General features: G+C 62.7%; 19 protein-coding genes. 11 read left to right on the top strand and 8 right to left on the bottom strand.

The window, feature by feature from the left end:
- Positions 1-102 precede the first annotated feature (102 nt).
- From CXY75_RS09410 to aroB, 9 genes are all read left to right on the top strand, one after another.
- Positions 103-474, top strand: coding sequence for a DUF948 domain-containing protein (locus tag CXY75_RS09410; RefSeq protein ID WP_104082782.1), 372 nt, complete (start codon positions 103-105; stop codon positions 472-474).
- A gap of 145 nt (positions 475-619) precedes the next feature.
- Entirely contained in the window at positions 620-865 is a 246-nt protein-coding gene (locus CXY75_RS09415) for a hypothetical protein (RefSeq protein ID WP_104082579.1), read from the top strand.
- Between the two features lie 70 nt (positions 866-935).
- Positions 936-3,590: an alanine--tRNA ligase gene (alaS, locus tag CXY75_RS09420; protein ID WP_104082783.1), complete on the top strand. Its 2,655-nt coding sequence runs from the start codon at positions 936-938 to the stop codon at positions 3,588-3,590.
- 2 nt (positions 3,591-3,592) lie between these two features.
- Positions 3,593-4,063: a Holliday junction resolvase RuvX gene (ruvX, locus tag CXY75_RS09425; protein WP_104082580.1), complete on the top strand. Its 471-nt coding sequence runs from the start codon at positions 3,593-3,595 to the stop codon at positions 4,061-4,063.
- Positions 4,064-4,065: 2 nt separating this feature from the next.
- Positions 4,066-5,511 carry an endolytic transglycosylase MltG gene (mltG, locus tag CXY75_RS20495; RefSeq protein WP_233201828.1) on the top strand — a complete coding sequence of 482 codons (1,446 nt, stop codon included), beginning with the start codon at positions 4,066-4,068 and terminating at the stop codon, positions 5,509-5,511.
- Positions 5,504-6,424: a shikimate dehydrogenase gene (locus CXY75_RS09435; RefSeq protein WP_104082581.1), complete on the top strand. Its 921-nt coding sequence runs from the start codon at positions 5,504-5,506 to the stop codon at positions 6,422-6,424. The genes mltG and CXY75_RS09435 overlap by 8 nt, the downstream gene beginning before the upstream one ends.
- Positions 6,425-6,429: 5 nt before the next feature.
- Entirely contained in the window at positions 6,430-7,638 is a 1,209-nt protein-coding gene (aroC, locus tag CXY75_RS09440; protein WP_104082582.1) for a chorismate synthase, read from the top strand.
- 13 nt (positions 7,639-7,651) lie between these two features.
- Positions 7,652-8,173, top strand: a complete 522-nt coding sequence (locus CXY75_RS09445) for a shikimate kinase (protein ID WP_233201829.1) — start codon at positions 7,652-7,654, stop codon at positions 8,171-8,173.
- 19 nt (positions 8,174-8,192) lie between these two features.
- Positions 8,193-9,281: a 3-dehydroquinate synthase gene (aroB, locus tag CXY75_RS09450; RefSeq protein WP_104082583.1), complete on the top strand. Its 1,089-nt coding sequence runs from the start codon at positions 8,193-8,195 to the stop codon at positions 9,279-9,281.
- Positions 9,282-9,878: 597 nt separating this feature from the next.
- On the opposite strand, the gene CXY75_RS09455 is transcribed toward aroB, so the two are convergent.
- The 3 genes from CXY75_RS09455 to CXY75_RS09465 form a co-directional block, all read right to left on the bottom strand.
- A complete protein-coding gene (locus tag CXY75_RS09455) occupies positions 9,879-10,265 on the bottom strand; it encodes an SRPBCC family protein (protein WP_104082584.1) in 387 nt (128 codons plus the stop codon).
- A 4-nt stretch (positions 10,266-10,269) separates the two neighbouring features.
- Entirely contained in the window at positions 10,270-10,536 is a 267-nt protein-coding gene (locus CXY75_RS21015) for a DUF6226 family protein (RefSeq protein ID WP_104082585.1), read from the bottom strand.
- Positions 10,537-10,599: 63 nt separating this feature from the next.
- On the bottom strand, positions 10,600-11,640 hold the full coding sequence (locus CXY75_RS09465; protein ID WP_104082586.1) for an alpha/beta hydrolase: 1,041 nt from the start codon (positions 11,638-11,640) through the stop codon (positions 10,600-10,602).
- A gap of 169 nt (positions 11,641-11,809) precedes the next feature.
- Between CXY75_RS09465 and CXY75_RS09470 the strand changes: the two genes are divergently transcribed.
- Both CXY75_RS09470 and CXY75_RS09475 read left to right on the top strand, forming a co-directional pair.
- Positions 11,810-12,019: a hypothetical protein gene (locus CXY75_RS09470; RefSeq protein ID WP_104082587.1), complete on the top strand. Its 210-nt coding sequence runs from the start codon at positions 11,810-11,812 to the stop codon at positions 12,017-12,019.
- On the top strand, positions 12,016-12,609 hold the full coding sequence (locus tag CXY75_RS09475; protein ID WP_104082588.1) for a hypothetical protein: 594 nt from the start codon (positions 12,016-12,018) through the stop codon (positions 12,607-12,609). The genes CXY75_RS09470 and CXY75_RS09475 overlap by 4 nt, the downstream gene beginning before the upstream one ends.
- A gap of 173 nt (positions 12,610-12,782) precedes the next feature.
- On the opposite strand, the gene CXY75_RS09480 is transcribed toward CXY75_RS09475, so the two are convergent.
- The 5 genes from CXY75_RS09480 to CXY75_RS09500 form a co-directional block, all read right to left on the bottom strand.
- Entirely contained in the window at positions 12,783-13,094 is a 312-nt protein-coding gene (locus tag CXY75_RS09480; RefSeq protein WP_104082589.1) for a transcriptional regulator, read from the bottom strand.
- A complete protein-coding gene (locus CXY75_RS20500; protein ID WP_233201830.1) occupies positions 13,091-13,255 on the bottom strand; it encodes a hypothetical protein in 165 nt (54 codons plus the stop codon). Before CXY75_RS20500 ends, CXY75_RS09480 begins: the two co-directional genes overlap by 4 nt.
- The gene (locus tag CXY75_RS20505) at positions 13,252-13,518 is read right to left on the bottom strand and encodes a hypothetical protein (protein ID WP_233201831.1); all 267 of its coding nucleotides are present in this window, start codon (positions 13,516-13,518) and stop codon (positions 13,252-13,254) included. The genes CXY75_RS20500 and CXY75_RS20505 overlap by 4 nt, the downstream gene beginning before the upstream one ends.
- A 333-nt stretch (positions 13,519-13,851) precedes the next feature.
- Positions 13,852-14,361, bottom strand: a complete 510-nt coding sequence (locus CXY75_RS09490) for a GNAT family N-acetyltransferase (protein WP_158251173.1) — start codon at positions 14,359-14,361, stop codon at positions 13,852-13,854.
- Positions 14,362-15,048: 687 nt separating this feature from the next.
- The gene (locus CXY75_RS09500; RefSeq protein WP_104082592.1) at positions 15,049-15,660 is read right to left on the bottom strand and encodes a GrpB family protein; all 612 of its coding nucleotides are present in this window, start codon (positions 15,658-15,660) and stop codon (positions 15,049-15,051) included.
- Between the last annotated feature and the right edge of the window lie 163 nt (positions 15,661-15,823).

Raw genomic sequence — 15,823 nt, forward strand, 5'->3', positions numbered from 1 at the left:
ACTGGTTTTGACCGGTACGCTGAAGGGCGGATCACCTCAGGGTGATCCGCCCTTTTGTATACCCGGGCTCCCCACGAGCCCATTGATCTGAGTGGAGAAACCGTGTCGGGTGGAGATATTGCTGGGTTGATCGCCGCCGGAGTGTTCGCAATACTGGTCGCGCTCATCGCTATTCCGCTGGTCAAACTGGGTCGGGTGTTCGATGAGACCAGCGCCGCCATCCACGACCTCAGTGACGGCATCACCCCGATACTGGCCGAAACGACCGAAACCATCCGCGGTGCCAATCAGCAGCTGGCCAGGGTCGACACGATCACCAGCAACGTAGCGGATGCCACTGGCAACGTCGGAGCGTTGGTCGCGCTGTTCGCGGCGACGGTCGGCGGCCCGCTGATCAAGCTTGCTGGATTCTCGGCCGGCCTGCGGGCCGCCTTGCGCGGCGGTCACAGCACATCGCGCGGTAATCGTCGTTGACCGGGTACTCTGAAAGAAGCGTTGATCTATCGCGCTTGACTTATCGGTAGCGACCGCTGCCAATGCCCGGCTTCATTTCATTTAGTTGCAGTGACCGCGGGTCAGGCCGCCGAGTCAGTACTGCAGACATTCAGGGAGAAGTGCCATGAAGAACGTCATCTGGTTGGTCATCGGTGTCGCCGGCGGTTTCGTCGTTGCCCACGAGGTCAACAAGACCCAGCAGGGCAAAGCGTTCTTCACCGAACTAGACACCAAAGCCCGCGAGTTTGGCGAGGCCATGTCAGAGGGCTACCGCCAACGCGAGGCCGAATTACACGCCGCGCTTGGCGATGTCACCGATGGTGTGAGAGACGCGGCCGCTGGGGCCGCGCCGGCACCCGGCGCGCTGTAGGCATCCGCTTAACTGACGCTCCACAGATTTATGCTCCACCACACTCATGCACCACCAACAAACGGACACCATGCAGACTGCTGACATTCGCGGGCGCTGGCTCGACTTCTTCGCCGATCGTGGACACACCGTTGTGCCGTCCGCGTCCCTGGTGAGCGACGACCCCACCCTTCTCTTCAACGTGGCCGGCATGGTGCCGTTCGTGCCGTACCTCACCGGGCTCGTTCCGGCGCCGTTCCCGCGCGCGACCAGCGTGCAGAAATGCCTTCGCACCAGTGACATTGAAGAGGTCGGTAAGACTCCCAGGCACGGCACGTTCTTTCAGATGAACGGGAACTTCAGCTTCGGAGACTATTTCAAAGAAGAGGCCATCGGCTTCGCCTGGGAACTGCTGACCACCCCAGAAAACCAGGGCGGTTATGGTTTTCGCGAGAGTGACCTCTGGGTCACCGTCTACCTCGATGACGACGAAGCGTTTCGCTACTGGCGCGCGCTTGGCGTGCCGGAGAACCGCATCCAACGCCTCGGCATGGAGTCAAACTACTGGTCCACCGGCCAGCCGGGCCCGGCCGGCCCTTGCTCCGAGATCTTCTTCGACCGCGGCCCCGCCTACGGTGCCGACGGCGGCCCGGCCACCGACGACGACCGCTACGTCGAAATCTGGAACCTCGTCTTCATGCAGTACCTGCGCGGTGAAAGCACCGGCAAGAGCGACTTTCAGATTCTCGGCGACCTGCCGAAGAAGAACATCGACACCGGAATGGGACTCGAACGCGTCGCCTTCTTGAAGCAGGGCGTCGAGAACATGTACGAGATCGACCAGGTTCGCCCGGTGCTCGACCGTGCCGCAGCGCTGTCTGGTCGCCGTTACGGCGCCAATCACGACGACGACGTGCGGATGCGCATCGTCGCCGACCACGTGCGATCCTCGCTCATGCTGATGAGCGACGGCGTTATGCCCTCCAACGAGGGCCGCGGCTACATCCTCCGCCGCCTGTTGCGTCGGAGCGTGCGCTCCATGCGCCTGCTCGGCGTCGATACGGTGAGCCTGCCCGAACTGCTGCCAGCCTCCCGCGACGCCATGTGCGCCGCTTACCCGGAGGTGAAGAGCGACTTCGGCCGCATCAGCCAGGCCGCCTTCGCCGAGGAAGAGACTTTTCTGCGTACCCTCGCGAGCGGTAGCGCAGTGCTCGATCTCGCCGTTTCGAAAACGAAGAAGGCTAATAAGACCGAACTGGCCGGCCCGACCGCTTTTCTGTTGCACGATACCTACGGTTTTCCGATCGAGATCACCCTCGAAATAGCCGAAGAAGCCGGCCTCAGCGTCAACCGTGACGCCTTCGACGCGCTCATGACCAAACAGCGCACCATGGCCAAGGCCGACGCGAAGTCCAAAAAGACGACGCTGGCCGATCTCGGCGTCTACAGCGCGTTCCGTGCCCGTGGCGAGACCGTCTTCACCGGCTACGAAGACCTGCAGAATGAGTCCAGCGTGCTCGGCCTCATCGTCGACGGTGAATCCGTGACGCGCGCCGTCGCTGGAGAAACGGCCGAGGTCATCCTGGCCGAGACAGCGCTCTGGGCCGAATCCGGCGGGCAAGAAGCGGATGCCGGCCTCATCGTCGGCGCCGACTACGAGCTCAAGGTGCTCGACGTGCAGAAGCCGGTCAAGGGACTGATCAGCCACAAGGTACTCGTGACGTCCGGCGAGGTCGGTGTCGGCGATCGTGCGACCAGCGTCGTCGACGAAAACTGGCGCCGCGGCGCCCGCCAGGCGCACTCCGGTACCCACGTGCTGCACGCTGCCCTGCGCCAGGTACTAGGCCCGAACGCCCACCAGTCCGGCTCCTACAACAAGGCCGGGTTCTTTCGCCTCGACTTCTCCTGGAACCAGGCCTTGTCGCCGGCGACCCGCACCGAGATTGAAGAAATCTCCAACAACGCCATTCGTGACAACCTGCCGGTGACCACCCGCGAACTGCCCATTGCCGAGGCGAAAGCGCTCGGCGCGATGGCCCTCTTCGGCGAGAAGTACGGCGACGTCGTACGCGTTGTCGATATCGGCGGGCCCTGGTCGAGGGAACTCTGCGCCGGCACCCACGTCGGCAGCAGCGCCGAAATTGGCATGATCAACCTGATCAGTGAGGCCTCGGTCGGTTCAACCAACCGCCGGGTTGAATCCCTCGTCGGTCTCGAAGCGTTCCGCGACCTCACCGCTGAACGCATGCTGGTGTCGCAGCTCACCTCGAGCCTGAAAACTCCTCGCGAGCAGCTACCCGAACGCATCAGCGATCTGGTCGCGAGCCTGAAGAGTGCCGAAAAGAAGATCGCGGTCTTCGAAGCGCGCGCCCTGACCGACCGGGTTCCCGCCCTGCTGGCCACGGCCCGCCGAGTCGGCGCCGTGACCGTCGTGGCCGAAGACCTTGGCATGCTGGCTTCCCCCGACGATGTACGGATGCTCGCCCTTGCCACCCGGGAACGCCTCGGCAGCGATGCTGTTGTCGTGGCGTTGTCGGCCATCGCGGCCGACAAGCCCGTCGTGATCGTGGCCACCAACCAGGCCGCTCGGGATGCTGGCTACAAGGCCGGCGCCCTCGCCAAGACCGTCGCCGGAATTCTCGGCGGCGGCGGCGGCGGCAAGGACGACCTCGCTCAGGGTGGCGGTCCTGACAGCGCCGCTATTCCGGCCGCTCTTCAGGCCGTCGTCGCGGCAGTCAGTCGCTAACGATGCGCTCCGGTGTGCGCGTCGGCGTTGACGTTGGCACGGCCCGCATCGGCCTGGCCCGTAGCGACAACCACGGCATGCTCGCCACACCGGTCGAAACCGTGGCCCGCGATCCGGCCGGAGTGGCTGATCTCACGCGGATCGGCGCGGTCATCGATGAACTCGACGCTGTCGAGGTCATCGTGGGGCTGCCCCTGGCCTTGTCGGGTAATGTGACGGCATCCACTAACGATGCGATCGACTTCGCCCGGCGACTGGCCCAGAGTGTCAGTGTGCCGGTGCGTCTAGTCGATGAACGACTCTCGACGGTGTCGGCTCAGTCGGCGCTGCGGGCATCCGGTCGCTCGGCCAGAACACAGCGACCAGTCATTGATCAGGTCGCCGCGACTATCATTTTGCAACACGCCCTCGACAGTGAGCGTGCCTCCGGTCGCCCGCCAGGGTCGTCCGTCGAACCGACCGAGAGGCCGTAATCGTGCCGAGTTCCACTCCGGAAGAGCCCCTGCCCAGCCGCCGTCAGCTGCGGGCGCACCAGGCGGCATCCGAGCAGGCCGCGGCGGAGGCGGCCGAACGGGCCGCTCAGGCCGCACGTTCGGCGGCAGATCGTGCACCGGCGCCGGCACCGGCACCGGCGGCGCCACGTGCTGGCTGGCCGGCCGCACCGGGGGCCGGAACCGCAGCATCGGGCCGGGCACCATTTTTACCGCCGACGTCTGCGACAAGCCGTGGGGGCGAGAATACACACGATGCCTCCGCCTTTCTGACTCCTACCGGCACCCATGATTCTGGTCATGGCCGCGCCGACCGGCGTTCGCTCCTCGCCGACGATGCACCACGGGAGAAAAGAAGCCACAAGGGAGCCTGGGGCTGCCTGATCGTCTTCGTCGTGTTGGCCGCACTCGTGACCGGCGCGTACTTCTTTCTGCAGGGACCGATCTCGCAGATCATTGCAGCCACGCAGGGGCCGGCCGACTTTAGCATCGAGGATGCCGCCACCGGCGAGGACGTGATCGTGATGATTCACGACGGCGACGGTGGGTCGAACATTGCGACGACCCTCGTCGACAAGGGCGTCGTGAAAAGCTTCGATGCGTTCTATGACGTGCTGTTGAATACGGCACCTGAGCCGGTGTTCCAGCCGGGCGCCTACCAGTTGAAGACCAAAATGGTAGCGAGCACGGCGCTTGATGCTCTGCTCGATCCGACGAGAAAGCTGAGTCAGACCGTTGTTGTGCCTGAGGGCACCGCGGCCGTCGATGTGCTGCAGTCCATCTCGGAGGGCACCGATATTCCCTTGGCCGATCTGCAGGCCGCCGCCGCCAATGTGGCCCAATTCGGTCTGCCGGTCGAAGCGACCACCCTCGAGGGTTTTCTTTTTCCGGCGACGTACACGTTCTCGCCGGGGGACACCGCCGAGGTTGCTCTGCAAACAATGGTCAACCGGCAGTATGAAGCCCTCGACGAGGCCGGCGTGGCCGTAGCGGATCGCTGGTCGACGATTGTGTTTGCGTCGCTGATTCAGCGTGAGGCCGGGCTGCGCGACGACTACTACAAGGTCTCCCGGGTGTTTCGCAACCGACTCGACCCCCAGCAGTGGGACAGCGGACTGCTGCAATCGGATGCGACCGTGGCCTACGGCACCGGAAAGACCCACCTGGTCACCACGACCGACGCTGAACGTGGTGATGCAGGCAACCTGTACAACACCTACGCGCATCCCGGTATGGTCGCCGGGCCGATCTCGAACCCGGGGGACCTCGCGATCGACGCGGCCCTGCACCCAGTCGACGGATCCTGGCTGTTCTTTGTGACGATCAACCTCGACTCCGGCGAGACGGCCTTTTCCACCACGGTTGAGGAACACGATGCCGCCGTTATCGTATGGCAGAACTGGATGAGGGAGCACCCTGAATATGGTTAGTCTCACGCTAAATCTGGCGCCATCGCATCGGCTCGCGGTGCTCGGCTCACCGATCAAACACTCCCGTTCTCCGCTGTTGCACCGGGCCGCGTACCGGCAGCTGGGCCTCGACTGGACCTACGATGCCGTCGAGGTAAAGGCCGGATCGCTCGCCATGTTTCTGAGCACCATGGGGCCGGAATGGCGCGGGCTCTCGCTCACGATGCCGCTCAAACACGAAGTGTTGCCTTTCATTGACGACTGCGACCGAGTGGCACAGCTGACCGGATCGGTCAACACGGTGCTGCTGCGCCGGGTCGCCGGTCGCGGTACCCTCACCGGGTACAACACGGATGTCGCCGGTCTGGTGCGTGCGTTAGCCGAAGCCGGAATCACTCGGGCGAAGCACGTGACCCTGCTCGGAGCGGGCGCGACAGCGGCATCCGCTTTGATGGCCGCGGCGGAACTCGGTGCGGAATTCGTCAGCGTACTCGTGCGCGACCTGCCGAAGGCAGAACCGCTCATTGAGCTGGGCCGCTCGCTCGGCGTTGTCGTCGACGTCAACGATTTCAGCGGTTCGAGCGGTAGTTCGCGCGGCGTCGAGAGTGACCTGGTGATCAGCACCCTGCCGGGCGGAACCGTACTTCCGACCGCTCTGCCGCTCGCGTTGCGCGAACGCACGACGCTGTTCGACGTTGCTTACTCGCCGTGGCCAAGTGCGGTCGCCGCCTCGTGGGAGTCGGCAGGCGGAACGGTGCTGAACGGCCTCGGCATGCTGCTCCATCAGGCGCTCATCCAGGTGCGCGTGTTCGTGACCGCCGACCCCTTCGAGCCGCTGCCCGGCGAGTCGGACGTGCTCGCCGCCATGCGCGGGGCACTGACCCGCGAGGCTGCCCCCGGTGACGCTGACTCGCATGATGCTGTGGAAAGATAGGGACCATGCTTCGTTGGCTCACCGCCGGAGAGTCCCACGGCCCCGAACTCATCGCTATTGTCGAGGGTTTGCCCGCAGGGATCCCGGTTACCCTTGATTCGATCCGCCTCGATCTTGCGCGCCGCAAACTCGGCTACGGCCGGGGTGCGCGCATGAAATTTGAGGAGGACGAGCTCACCCTCTCCGGCGGCGTACGGCATGGACTGACCCTCGGTGGGCCCGTCGCGCTGCGCATCGGCAACTCAGAGTGGCCCAAATGGGTCGACGTAATGAGTGCGGCGCCGGTTGACCCGGCGACGCTGGCGCGTGGCCGGGGGGCACCCTTGACTCGTCCTCGCCCGGGTCACGCCGACCTCGCCGGCATGCAAAAGTACGGTTTCGACGAGGCACGGCCCGTGCTCGAACGGGCGAGCGCCCGCGAAACAGCGGCCCGGGTGGCCCTCGGTGCAGTGGCCCGCTCGTTCTTGCATGAACTCGGCATCCAACTGGTCAGCCACACCATCGCCATCGGTCCCGTGCGCGTGCCCGACGGCGCGCCGCTGCCAGAGCCGGGAGACGTCGACGCTCTCGATGCCGATCCGCTGCGCTGTTTCGACGCCGCGACATCCGCTCTGATGGTGGCTGAAGTGGATGCCGCCCATCACGACGGTGACACCCTCGGCGGCGTCGTCGAGGTGCTCGCTTACAACCTTCCCCCCGGGCTGGGTTCCTTTGTGCACTGGGATCGCCGGCTGGATTCCCAGCTAGCCGCAGCGCTCATGGGCATCCAGGCGATCAAGGGCGTCGAGGTCGGCGATGGCTTCGAAACCACCCGCCGCCGTGGCTCTGAAGCTCACGACGAACTCGTTCAAGCGGATGGCGCCATTCAGCGCGTCAGCGACAAGGCCGGCGGCACCGAGGGCGGCATGAGCACCGGAACCGTGCTGCGCGTGCGCGCCGGCATGAAACCGATCGCGACCATTCCGCGGGCGCTGCGCACGGTCGACGTTGCCACGAGCGAGCCGGCTCCGGCACACCACCAACGCTCCGACGTCTGTGCAGTTCCGGCGGCTGGCGTCGTGGCCGAGGCCATGGTGGCACTCGTTCTCGCAAACTCGGTGCTAGAGAAATTCGGCGGAGACTCGATCGGGGAGACCCGGCGCAACGTCGAGTCGTACCTTGCCAACATTCCGGCAAACCTGCGAACGGGCGCGTCGAGCGACGCGTCGCTGTAAACATGCGCACGCGATGCTGACCCTGCACAACACCATGCTCCCCATCGTGTTCATCGGGCCGATGGCTGCCGGCAAAACCAGGATCGGTCGACGAGTGGCCCGCGACCTGAACCTGCCCTTCATCGACACCGACAAGCGCATCGTCGAGAGCTACGGGCCGATTTCCGAGATCTTCGCGCGTGAAGGCGAAGAATACTTTCGCATCATCGAACGCGAAGCCGTGGACGGGGCTCTCGGCGAACCGGCCGTCATCTCGCTCGGCGGGGGAGCAGTGCTCCACGCTGAGACGCAGGCCGACCTCGAATCGGTGACAGTTATATACCTGAGCGTGACGCGTGCCGCCGTCGAGGCGCGCCTCGGCGGCAATAAACGACCGCTGCTAGCTGGCGGAATCACCGACTGGGAACGCATCTATAACCTGCGACGCCCCACCTATGAGGCCCTCGCGACGATTCGCCTGGACACCTCCAACCGCCCGATTACCGGCATCGCCGACGAGATCGTGAATTGGGTACAAGAGAGAAATGATGACTGAGATTTCAGGGATAACACAGATGACCGAACAGAGCAGTACCACCGTGATCACCGTGACCGGAAGCGATAGCTACCCGGTTAGCGTGGGACGAGGCCTCGTTGACACCGTCGCAAAGCAGCTCGGAACCGGCGTGAATAAGGTGCTCATCGTGCACACCTCCACCGTCGGCGCTCGCGCCGTCGCCCTGCGCGATAACCTGCTCGAAACGTACTCCGAGGTGCTGCTGGCCGAAATTCCCGACGCGGAAGCGGCCAAACGCGTCGAGGTGGCCGCGTTCTGCTGGGGCGTCATGGGTCAATCCGATTTCAGCCGAACGGATGCCGTGATCGGCCTCGGCGGCGGCGCCGTGACCGACCTCGCCGGCTTCGTGGCGGCTACCTGGCTGCGCGGCGTGAAGCTCGTGCAAATTCCCACCAGCGTACTCGGCATGGTTGACGCGGCCGTCGGCGGCAAGAACGGCATCAATACGGCAGAGGGCAAGAACCTTGTCGGCACCTTCTACGCGCCCGCAGCCGTATTATGCGACCTCGATCTGCTGGACGCGCTGCCGAAAAATGAGATTCTCGCCGGCTTCGCCGAAATCGTCAAGGCCGGTTTCATTCAGGTTCCCGAGATTCTCGACATCATTGAAGCGGATGTCGAGCGCGCCACCGACCCGACCACTCCCGAATTTCGCCGACTGATTGAATTGTCGATCGCCATGAAGGCGCGCATCGTGGGGGAGGACTTCAAGGAGACGGGCCTCCGCGAGATTCTCAACTACGGCCACACCCTCGGCCACGCCGTCGAACACGCCGAACGCTACGGCTGGAGGCACGGCGCAGCCGTCGCCGTCGGCATGATGTTCGCGGCGGAACTGGCAGCCCTGAGCGGCCGGCTGTCGGTCGACGTTGTCGACCGACACCGCAGCATCCTGGATTCGCTCACCCTGCCGACCGGATACCCGGTGGGCCGCTGGCCTACCCTGCTCGCCACCATGCAGCGCGACAAGAAGACTCGGAGCGGCATGTTGCGCTTCGTCGTGCTCGACGATGTGGGCAAGCCCACCATTCTCGAGGGCCCGGACGCGTCACTGCTGTTCAGCGCCTACCAGGCCATCGGGCAGTAGGCGCCTCACCACTGACGCTGCGCGGGAGCTGCGCCGCTGCGCGGGACGCCGAACTCCCGCGCAGCGGCGCAGGTCTCGCGCGACGCGGCACGCGGGAGCTCTGGCCAGACCCGAACTCCCGCGCACTGGCGTACGTCCCGCGTACTGGTGCTCGGTCATCGACAGCGCGGGACCAGACCTCCAGCCAACTCCCGCCGAGGCGGTGGGCACACGGCCGCCGGCCAAGCCGCCTACCGAACGGATGCGAGGCGTGACCACGGTGATCTGATCACGTTCGGTGATCTCGTCGAGTAGGGCGGTCGCCCGATGAAACGATCCACGCCGCGGCTCCTTGTCTTCCTCCTTGTACTGATGGCATCGAGTTGTGTTCTGATACTTGTCCTTCCGGCCAGTCTTGGTCCGGACGCCTCGATTCAGGACTGGATTCCGACCGCGCTTGGTGCACTCCTTGCAGTGAGTCCCGTCATGGCATGGCTAGTTCGACCAAAGTGGAACCAGCTCTCAGCGCAAACGACGCAAGAGTTTAAACCCTCAACGAGAAGCGTGGACCTCGGGTCAATAGTGTTCGCGCACGTGTAGGACGACGATGGGGTCGCGCTACTCGCCGTATTCTGCTCGGCGCTGCAGCCGGTCGAGCCTCAAACCTGGCACAGTCTGAAAAGCACCGGCAAGCACGCGAAAGATGGCTCCACTATGAGTGATGGTGTGGGTAACCTCAGTTTTGTGGTCGCCAGCCGGCACGAGTTTCCAAGCGCCTGCTTCATGCGCCTGGAATCCGTCCAGACGCCAGACGATATTGTCGTCGGCTATCTCGTCGTAGGTGATCGTGGGAGAACCAGGCAGTTTAGCTCGAATCCGGTACGGCTTTCCAACCAACGCAAGCGAATCAACCGTTGTGACAGAAAGGATCGCGGGATTCCACTCCGGCAGTCGCCGAATATCGGCGAGAATGGTCGCAATCGCCGTGCTGGTTGCGTTGATCATGCGACTACCGCTGTATTCCATACTCGTCCCGTTCTCCCGCCCGCAAGAAATTCTTCAAGAGCGGATGCTCGCGCTCCCCAGCCACAGCCAATGGACCGGCACACCCAATCACGCTCGCCCTGTCCCAGCCACACACCGAGAGCAGCCGGACCTGCGATTCACTCCACTCGAAGTCTTCCACGAGGTCTGTGACGTCATTATCGCAGGCGTCACAGCCGCACACAGGAAAGTGGAAGTCATGCAGTAGACCGACATGACGGTAGACCCCCACTCCGGAAGCGTCGGGCGTCGGTACTCCGTCGTCTCCCCCAACCAGCCCTCACCCGTGCCCGGGTCAGCTTTCCCCACCGGGCTGCAGGCCAGACGTGCTTCCCCTCTGCTTGCCAGCCCAGTCGATGATCAGACGCATGCCCTCGGTGAAACTCGGCTCCTGCGGACGATTGAGGAACGCGTGGAAGGTTCCGGGCAGCACGTGGTAATCGACCATGATCCCAGCTGCTGACAGCTCCTGGGCGAATAAGCCGCCCGATGAGCGCATCGAGTCCCGATCAGAGTCGATCATGAGCGTTGAAGGAAACTCGTGCAGGGCGTGGCCGCCGGCAAATGCGTGACGTTCCGCCATCGCGGTTCGCGTCCCTGCATAGTGGAGATTCGTCAAGTTGAGAAGGATTGGCGTGTGCATGAAACGGCGCCGACCACGAAGACGGCCGCGCAAGTCGGGCGACCGTTTCGGCAGTGCCGCATGGAAAAACCCGTAAGCGAAGAAAACGCCGACGAGAGCGTCACCTCCGTCATCCGCCATCCGAAGGACCGCGCCGGCTGACAAGCATGCTCCGGCGCTGGCACCACCCAGGATGACCCCGTTGGGTGCCTCGCGCTGCACTTCCCGTACTACGGCCACAACATCGTCAACCGGTACCGGATAGTGAACGGCTGGGCTCCATCGAATCCCACGCGACGACCGACGAAACCTCGAGACTGTCGCGAGTCGATAGCCAACGGTGACAACAGTGAAGCCTGCTGCGGCGAGCGTTCGCGCGACGTCATGCGATTCTGGCTGGTCGAGGCTGCCCTTGAAAAACCCTCCCCCGTGAATCCACACGATCGTTGCAGATCTCACTTGCGCGGCGCCGATAGGCGGCGAGTACCAGCGCACTGGTATGGAGCCGTGCGGGCCCCAAATCGTACTATCAACCGAGTCGACAGCCATCGAGATCTGGTCGAGCGACGTCACGTTCTCAACGCCTGTTCGGCTGACTCGACCGGCAACGATAGACGATTCCCCATTCGTGAACCCTAGCGCGAGACCGCACACGACTGCTGGTGGGCGCCACGAACCCCGTGGCGCCCATACCAAGATCCAGGACCGGGCCATCCCAGCTGTTGATGTGGACTTCGTAATCCGTTCCCGTAAAGGGAACCCTCTGCAAGACAGCAGGTCAAGGCAATCTATAACGCCATCGGAAAGCACACGGATTGCAACCGATGCGCGCCGCACGTCAATTCAGGGTTGACAAATTCATCCGTCAATCTATGATTGACACATGGTTCACGACAATCCGGTCCGGAAATTGTGGGCAGCATTCACACCTTTTATAGCGCTTGCTTCTGTTGGCATCGCCCTTTCCACACTTCTCGTTGCTTCCATTGGGATCAAGATCATATTGCTCGTCGTCGCCACGTTGCTGCTCGGCGCAGCTGGGGCCTCCCTTGCACTAGTGCTCGCACGCGCCAAGCTACCCCGCGACCAATGAACGAAGAACCCGCACAAACCGACGACAGCCTGCGCCGCGCCCTGTCAGACGCAATTGCCTCAGTCGACCCAACCCTGGCGGGGCGCCTGGAACACGAGCCCGACTCCTATCTGCACCTCATCGATCTGACATCTCGAAGCGCTGAGGAAATAGCTCAGCTTTTGCAGTTTGCAGTCACATCCGCTCGTCAGGCGAGCGTGAGCTGGGAACGCATCGGGCAGCAACTTGGCATGAGTCGGCAAGCAGCTCAGCAGAGATTCGGTCGGGTTCTCGACAGCACCGACGTTCATCACTCTGACGAGAAACGCCGACTTTTTCCCCTGACGGCGTTTGACGAGATGGACGCGTTAGCCGAAGCTGGACGCGGCGGGTGGCATTCAATTAGCTACGGAATGTACTTCCACGATGTCATTCAATCGAATGAGCAATGGGAACACCTCCGGGTCGCGGCATTCGGGTCTAGCCGACACCGACTAGAGGGTGAGGGATGGCAACGAATTGGAACAATGTGGTTTCCATGGGCCTACTACGCTCGCCCCACGGGAAAGCCCATTGAAACAGACGGTGCACCCGTTGATCCAACCGCGTAACCGAACTTCGGTTCAAAGGTGTGCACCTGGCCGCGATCTTGGCGCCGGACGTCCTCTGAACGCCAACCCTCTGTGGGACCTCTGAGTAGGCGACGATTACGAACACGATCCGACTTGGTCCGAAGTTCTGCGGCCGGCGGCCGAGTTCCACGACCGCTACCTTATGGGGATGGTTACTCTTGGCCAGCGATCTCGGTAAGTGCAGCGAGGTGGGACTTCCAAGCGGTGCGGCCTTGGCGGGTCAGAGTGAGGGACGTGCGGGGCATCTTGCCGACGAATGCCTTGCCGACTGAGACGTAGTGCGCGGTTTCGAGCAGAGTGACTTGCTTGCTCAATGCGGAGTCCGTGACCTCGATGGCGTCACGGACCTCGCGGAATCCGAGTGTGCCTGCTCGGGCGAGCGCGGCCATGATCGAGAACCGAACTGGGTTCTGAAGATGGTCATCTAGTCGGTGCCGAGGGTGTATTTTCTCGGCCGTGCTCATCGTCGTGCCTCGAATGCAGCGCAAGCCATTGTGACGACAAGGACGAGGCCAGAGGTGATGCCCGACCAGAGGACGGAGCCGTGCACCCAGGCGACGACGACAATGGCGGCCGCGTAGGTGACTGCCCGGCTCGCGATGTATGCGCCCCAGCGCCGGCTCATTGCGAACGACGCCCGTCCATTGATCGATATAAGAAGATGATCAACGCCAGGCCTACTGTGAGCATGCCGAAGTAGGCCATTCCAAAGGCTGAGCCGGTGGTCAACCCCATTGCCAGCGTCCCGAGCGTGGTGGATACGCCGAGGGCAAGGATGAATGTGATGTATGGCCAGCGTGTCGATTCGTGAGCCTGTCGGCTGAGGCGGTCCGCATGGTTGAGAAGGCTGCGCGCTTCTGCGGGACTGATCGTGGATTGATTTTCCATGATGTTCCTTCCTATTTCCACCAATATGGCATGTAGTTGCCAAATTTGCAAGTACTTTCTAACGCGTTCGAGCGAGCACGTACCTTCCTCTCGATGCCGGGCACAACTCTGCCGTGATGATGAGATCGTTCATTGCCGTGGTGAGCAGCGAACACGTTCTGAGTAAATGGCGACGGCGATCGTGATGGCCAGCCTGGGTGCCCGCAAGCCGAACCGTCTGCGGGACGATTTCACCGCCCTGTGTTCGGGGGGCTCGTGTACGGCGTTACTTGTGCGGCACGCACGAAACGGGAAGGCGACCGCCACGCGAAGTTATGCTGAGCCCCTCGTTGGCTAAAATGCGTGCTCTCCGAGGCGAATGCTGAGGGCCCGCGGCCCGTCGTCGTTGAAGCCCATGCGCAGGTAGATCGATTCCGCGTCGGGGCTCGCGTTGAGGGAGACCGACCTCGCGTCATTGGCTTGGAACCACTGCAGGAGTTTACGCAGCGCAGCGGATGCGTACCCCCTTCCTCGATACTGGGAATCGGTTCCCACCCAGTCGACGTACCCCTCCAAGAAGTGCGCGTGCCTAGGGCTCGGCAAGGTTTCACTGATCCGCCCGACGGCCAGGGACGCCAGATGCCCGACTGCACCTTCTACGACAAAAATCGCGACATCGTTGCCGAGGCGCCGATCGAGAGAAGCTGTGACGCGCGCTTCCCATTCCGCGTCGGTAGCGGGTGCGGCTCCGCCGTAAACCGTGTGCATGTCCGAATACACTTGCGCGACTAACCGGAGGATCTCGCCTCGATCGCCAGCGACAGCGGCGCGCACGGCAATGGGAAGGTTCGCGGGAGCGTACATAGCTCGACTATCTCCGTCTCGTAAATGGGTTCCGGTGGATTCGCCCAGCATGCTGACGCATCAACGCAGGCCAGTGCATGCGGGTTCGTTCACGTCGAAGCCTCGAGCAGAATCTAACATCGCACCGTGTGAGGAGATGATCCCCGCCCCGCGACACCGATCCCGACCACAAAACCTCCGAGAATCAGCGCTGTGGAACTGAGATAAACACCGGTCCGGGTGCTTTTCCGCTCCCTACACCGAGGATAGCAACAGCAAGTGGTCCGAGTGGGAGCGATCATCGAAGTAGGTGGGAAACTTGGGACATGGAGAAGATGTGCGGGGAGAACGAGTTCGTCTTTTGAAGTGGAACCGAACAGGATGCGTCGCTCCCGGCGCTCAGGGGCGCGGGCGCGGCGGTGCACTTCTCATGGGAGCAGCAGCCGCATTTGCTCGGCAGAGCCATGAGCGCTCTGTTCTTCACGTTCTCGCCGATCATCAAGCGGCCGTGCACCTCTCCAAAAAAACGGCCGGCAACCGCGGAGCGCCATTCCAGCACGCCCTGTTGGTACATCCGTCGAAGACGGATGTACTGGACCTTGATCTACCGAGTGTCCGGTAGCCGGACGGTAGCCGGGACATTCAATAGGCGATCGACGACTCGCGCTTCGTTCCGGAAGCGGGACGCCGCGCCCGTTCGAGTAGTTCCTAAGCCTTGAGTAAACCTGTGGCGATGAACGCTTTACGGTAAATCTCTTTAATGACGAGTTCCTTGCGGGCGTTGTACTGCATGGAATGTTCGCCGGCGACCCGTGACAAAGCTGCCGCTTCACGCTTGGTATCTGCGTAGAGAACGCGATCATCTGGATTGGCACGAAGCCAGTCGCGAAAGATTCGATGCTTGATTACCTCGGGACTGTCATAGCCAAAGACGTGCAGATGGCAAGCCGGCTCCAGGTGGCGCAGGAGGCGGTGTCCAAACCACCAAGGTTCTCGAACCCATAGTTCGAAACCGGCACGTTCAAGTGCCGGAACGTATGACGCCTCATCGTTTGGGTCGGCGACGATCAGGTCAATGTCAATAATCGGTTTGGCCGGGAGGCCTGGAACGGAAGTCGAACCAACATGTTCGATGACCAGCGCGCGCCAGCCCAGAGCATCCTCGATGTCCTTGGCGAGTAATTGGAATTGCGCGGGCCATGCAACACTCCAATCGACTATGTCGAAATCCAGTGATGGTCCGGCGCCAGAAACATAGGCGGATTGCCCTTCGGGAACAGGTGGTTCGTGAAACTTCATGATGTCGTTCGGGTGTGGCATGGCCCTATTCTCATTGATCATTAGCACTTCTGAGTTCTGCAACACTCTCCTGGGGGTAAGCACTCCGCAAGCTGGACCTCTTACGGAATCGCGTGCTAGTTGCCCCCCCCGAGTGGCTTTGTTGTGAATCGCAATGATTACGATTGGAGGCACGAACACCAAA

Origin of the sequence: Cryobacterium sp. Y11, from assembly GCF_002929535.1 — a bacterium.
GTDB lineage: Bacteria > Actinomycetota > Actinomycetes > Actinomycetales > Microbacteriaceae > Cryobacterium.

Excerpts from the sequence above, each read along its gene's own strand:
- CXY75_RS09475 (WP_104082588.1), top strand. The coding sequence starts at position 12,016 with ATGAACGAAGAACCCGCACAAACCGACGACAGCCTGCGCCGCGCCCTG.
- ruvX (WP_104082580.1), top strand. The coding sequence starts at position 3,593 with ATGCGCTCCGGTGTGCGCGTCGGCGTTGACGTTGGCACGGCCCGCATC.
- aroC (WP_104082582.1), top strand. The coding sequence starts at position 6,430 with ATGCTTCGTTGGCTCACCGCCGGAGAGTCCCACGGCCCCGAACTCATC.
- CXY75_RS09465 (WP_104082586.1), bottom strand. The coding sequence starts at position 11,640 with ATGGCCCGGTCCTGGATCTTGGTATGGGCGCCACGGGGTTCGTGGCGC.
- CXY75_RS09500 (WP_104082592.1), bottom strand. The coding sequence starts at position 15,660 with ATGCCACACCCGAACGACATCATGAAGTTTCACGAACCACCTGTTCCC.
- CXY75_RS09470 (WP_104082587.1), top strand. The coding sequence starts at position 11,810 with ATGGTTCACGACAATCCGGTCCGGAAATTGTGGGCAGCATTCACACCT.
- CXY75_RS09490 (WP_158251173.1), bottom strand. The coding sequence starts at position 14,361 with ATGTACGCTCCCGCGAACCTTCCCATTGCCGTGCGCGCCGCTGTCGCT.
- CXY75_RS20505 (WP_233201831.1), bottom strand. The coding sequence starts at position 13,518 with ATGGAAAATCAATCCACGATCAGTCCCGCAGAAGCGCGCAGCCTTCTC.
- CXY75_RS20500 (WP_233201830.1), bottom strand. The coding sequence starts at position 13,255 with ATGAGCCGGCGCTGGGGCGCATACATCGCGAGCCGGGCAGTCACCTAC.
- CXY75_RS09415 (WP_104082579.1), top strand. The coding sequence starts at position 620 with ATGAAGAACGTCATCTGGTTGGTCATCGGTGTCGCCGGCGGTTTCGTC.
- CXY75_RS09435 (WP_104082581.1), top strand. The coding sequence starts at position 5,504 with ATGGTTAGTCTCACGCTAAATCTGGCGCCATCGCATCGGCTCGCGGTG.
- CXY75_RS09480 (WP_104082589.1), bottom strand. The coding sequence starts at position 13,094 with ATGAGCACGGCCGAGAAAATACACCCTCGGCACCGACTAGATGACCAT.
- aroB (WP_104082583.1), top strand. The coding sequence starts at position 8,193 with ATGACCGAACAGAGCAGTACCACCGTGATCACCGTGACCGGAAGCGAT.
- alaS (WP_104082783.1), top strand. The coding sequence starts at position 936 with ATGCAGACTGCTGACATTCGCGGGCGCTGGCTCGACTTCTTCGCCGAT.
- CXY75_RS09455 (WP_104082584.1), bottom strand. The coding sequence starts at position 10,265 with ATGATCAACGCAACCAGCACGGCGATTGCGACCATTCTCGCCGATATT.
- CXY75_RS09445 (WP_233201829.1), top strand. The coding sequence starts at position 7,652 with ATGCTGACCCTGCACAACACCATGCTCCCCATCGTGTTCATCGGGCCG.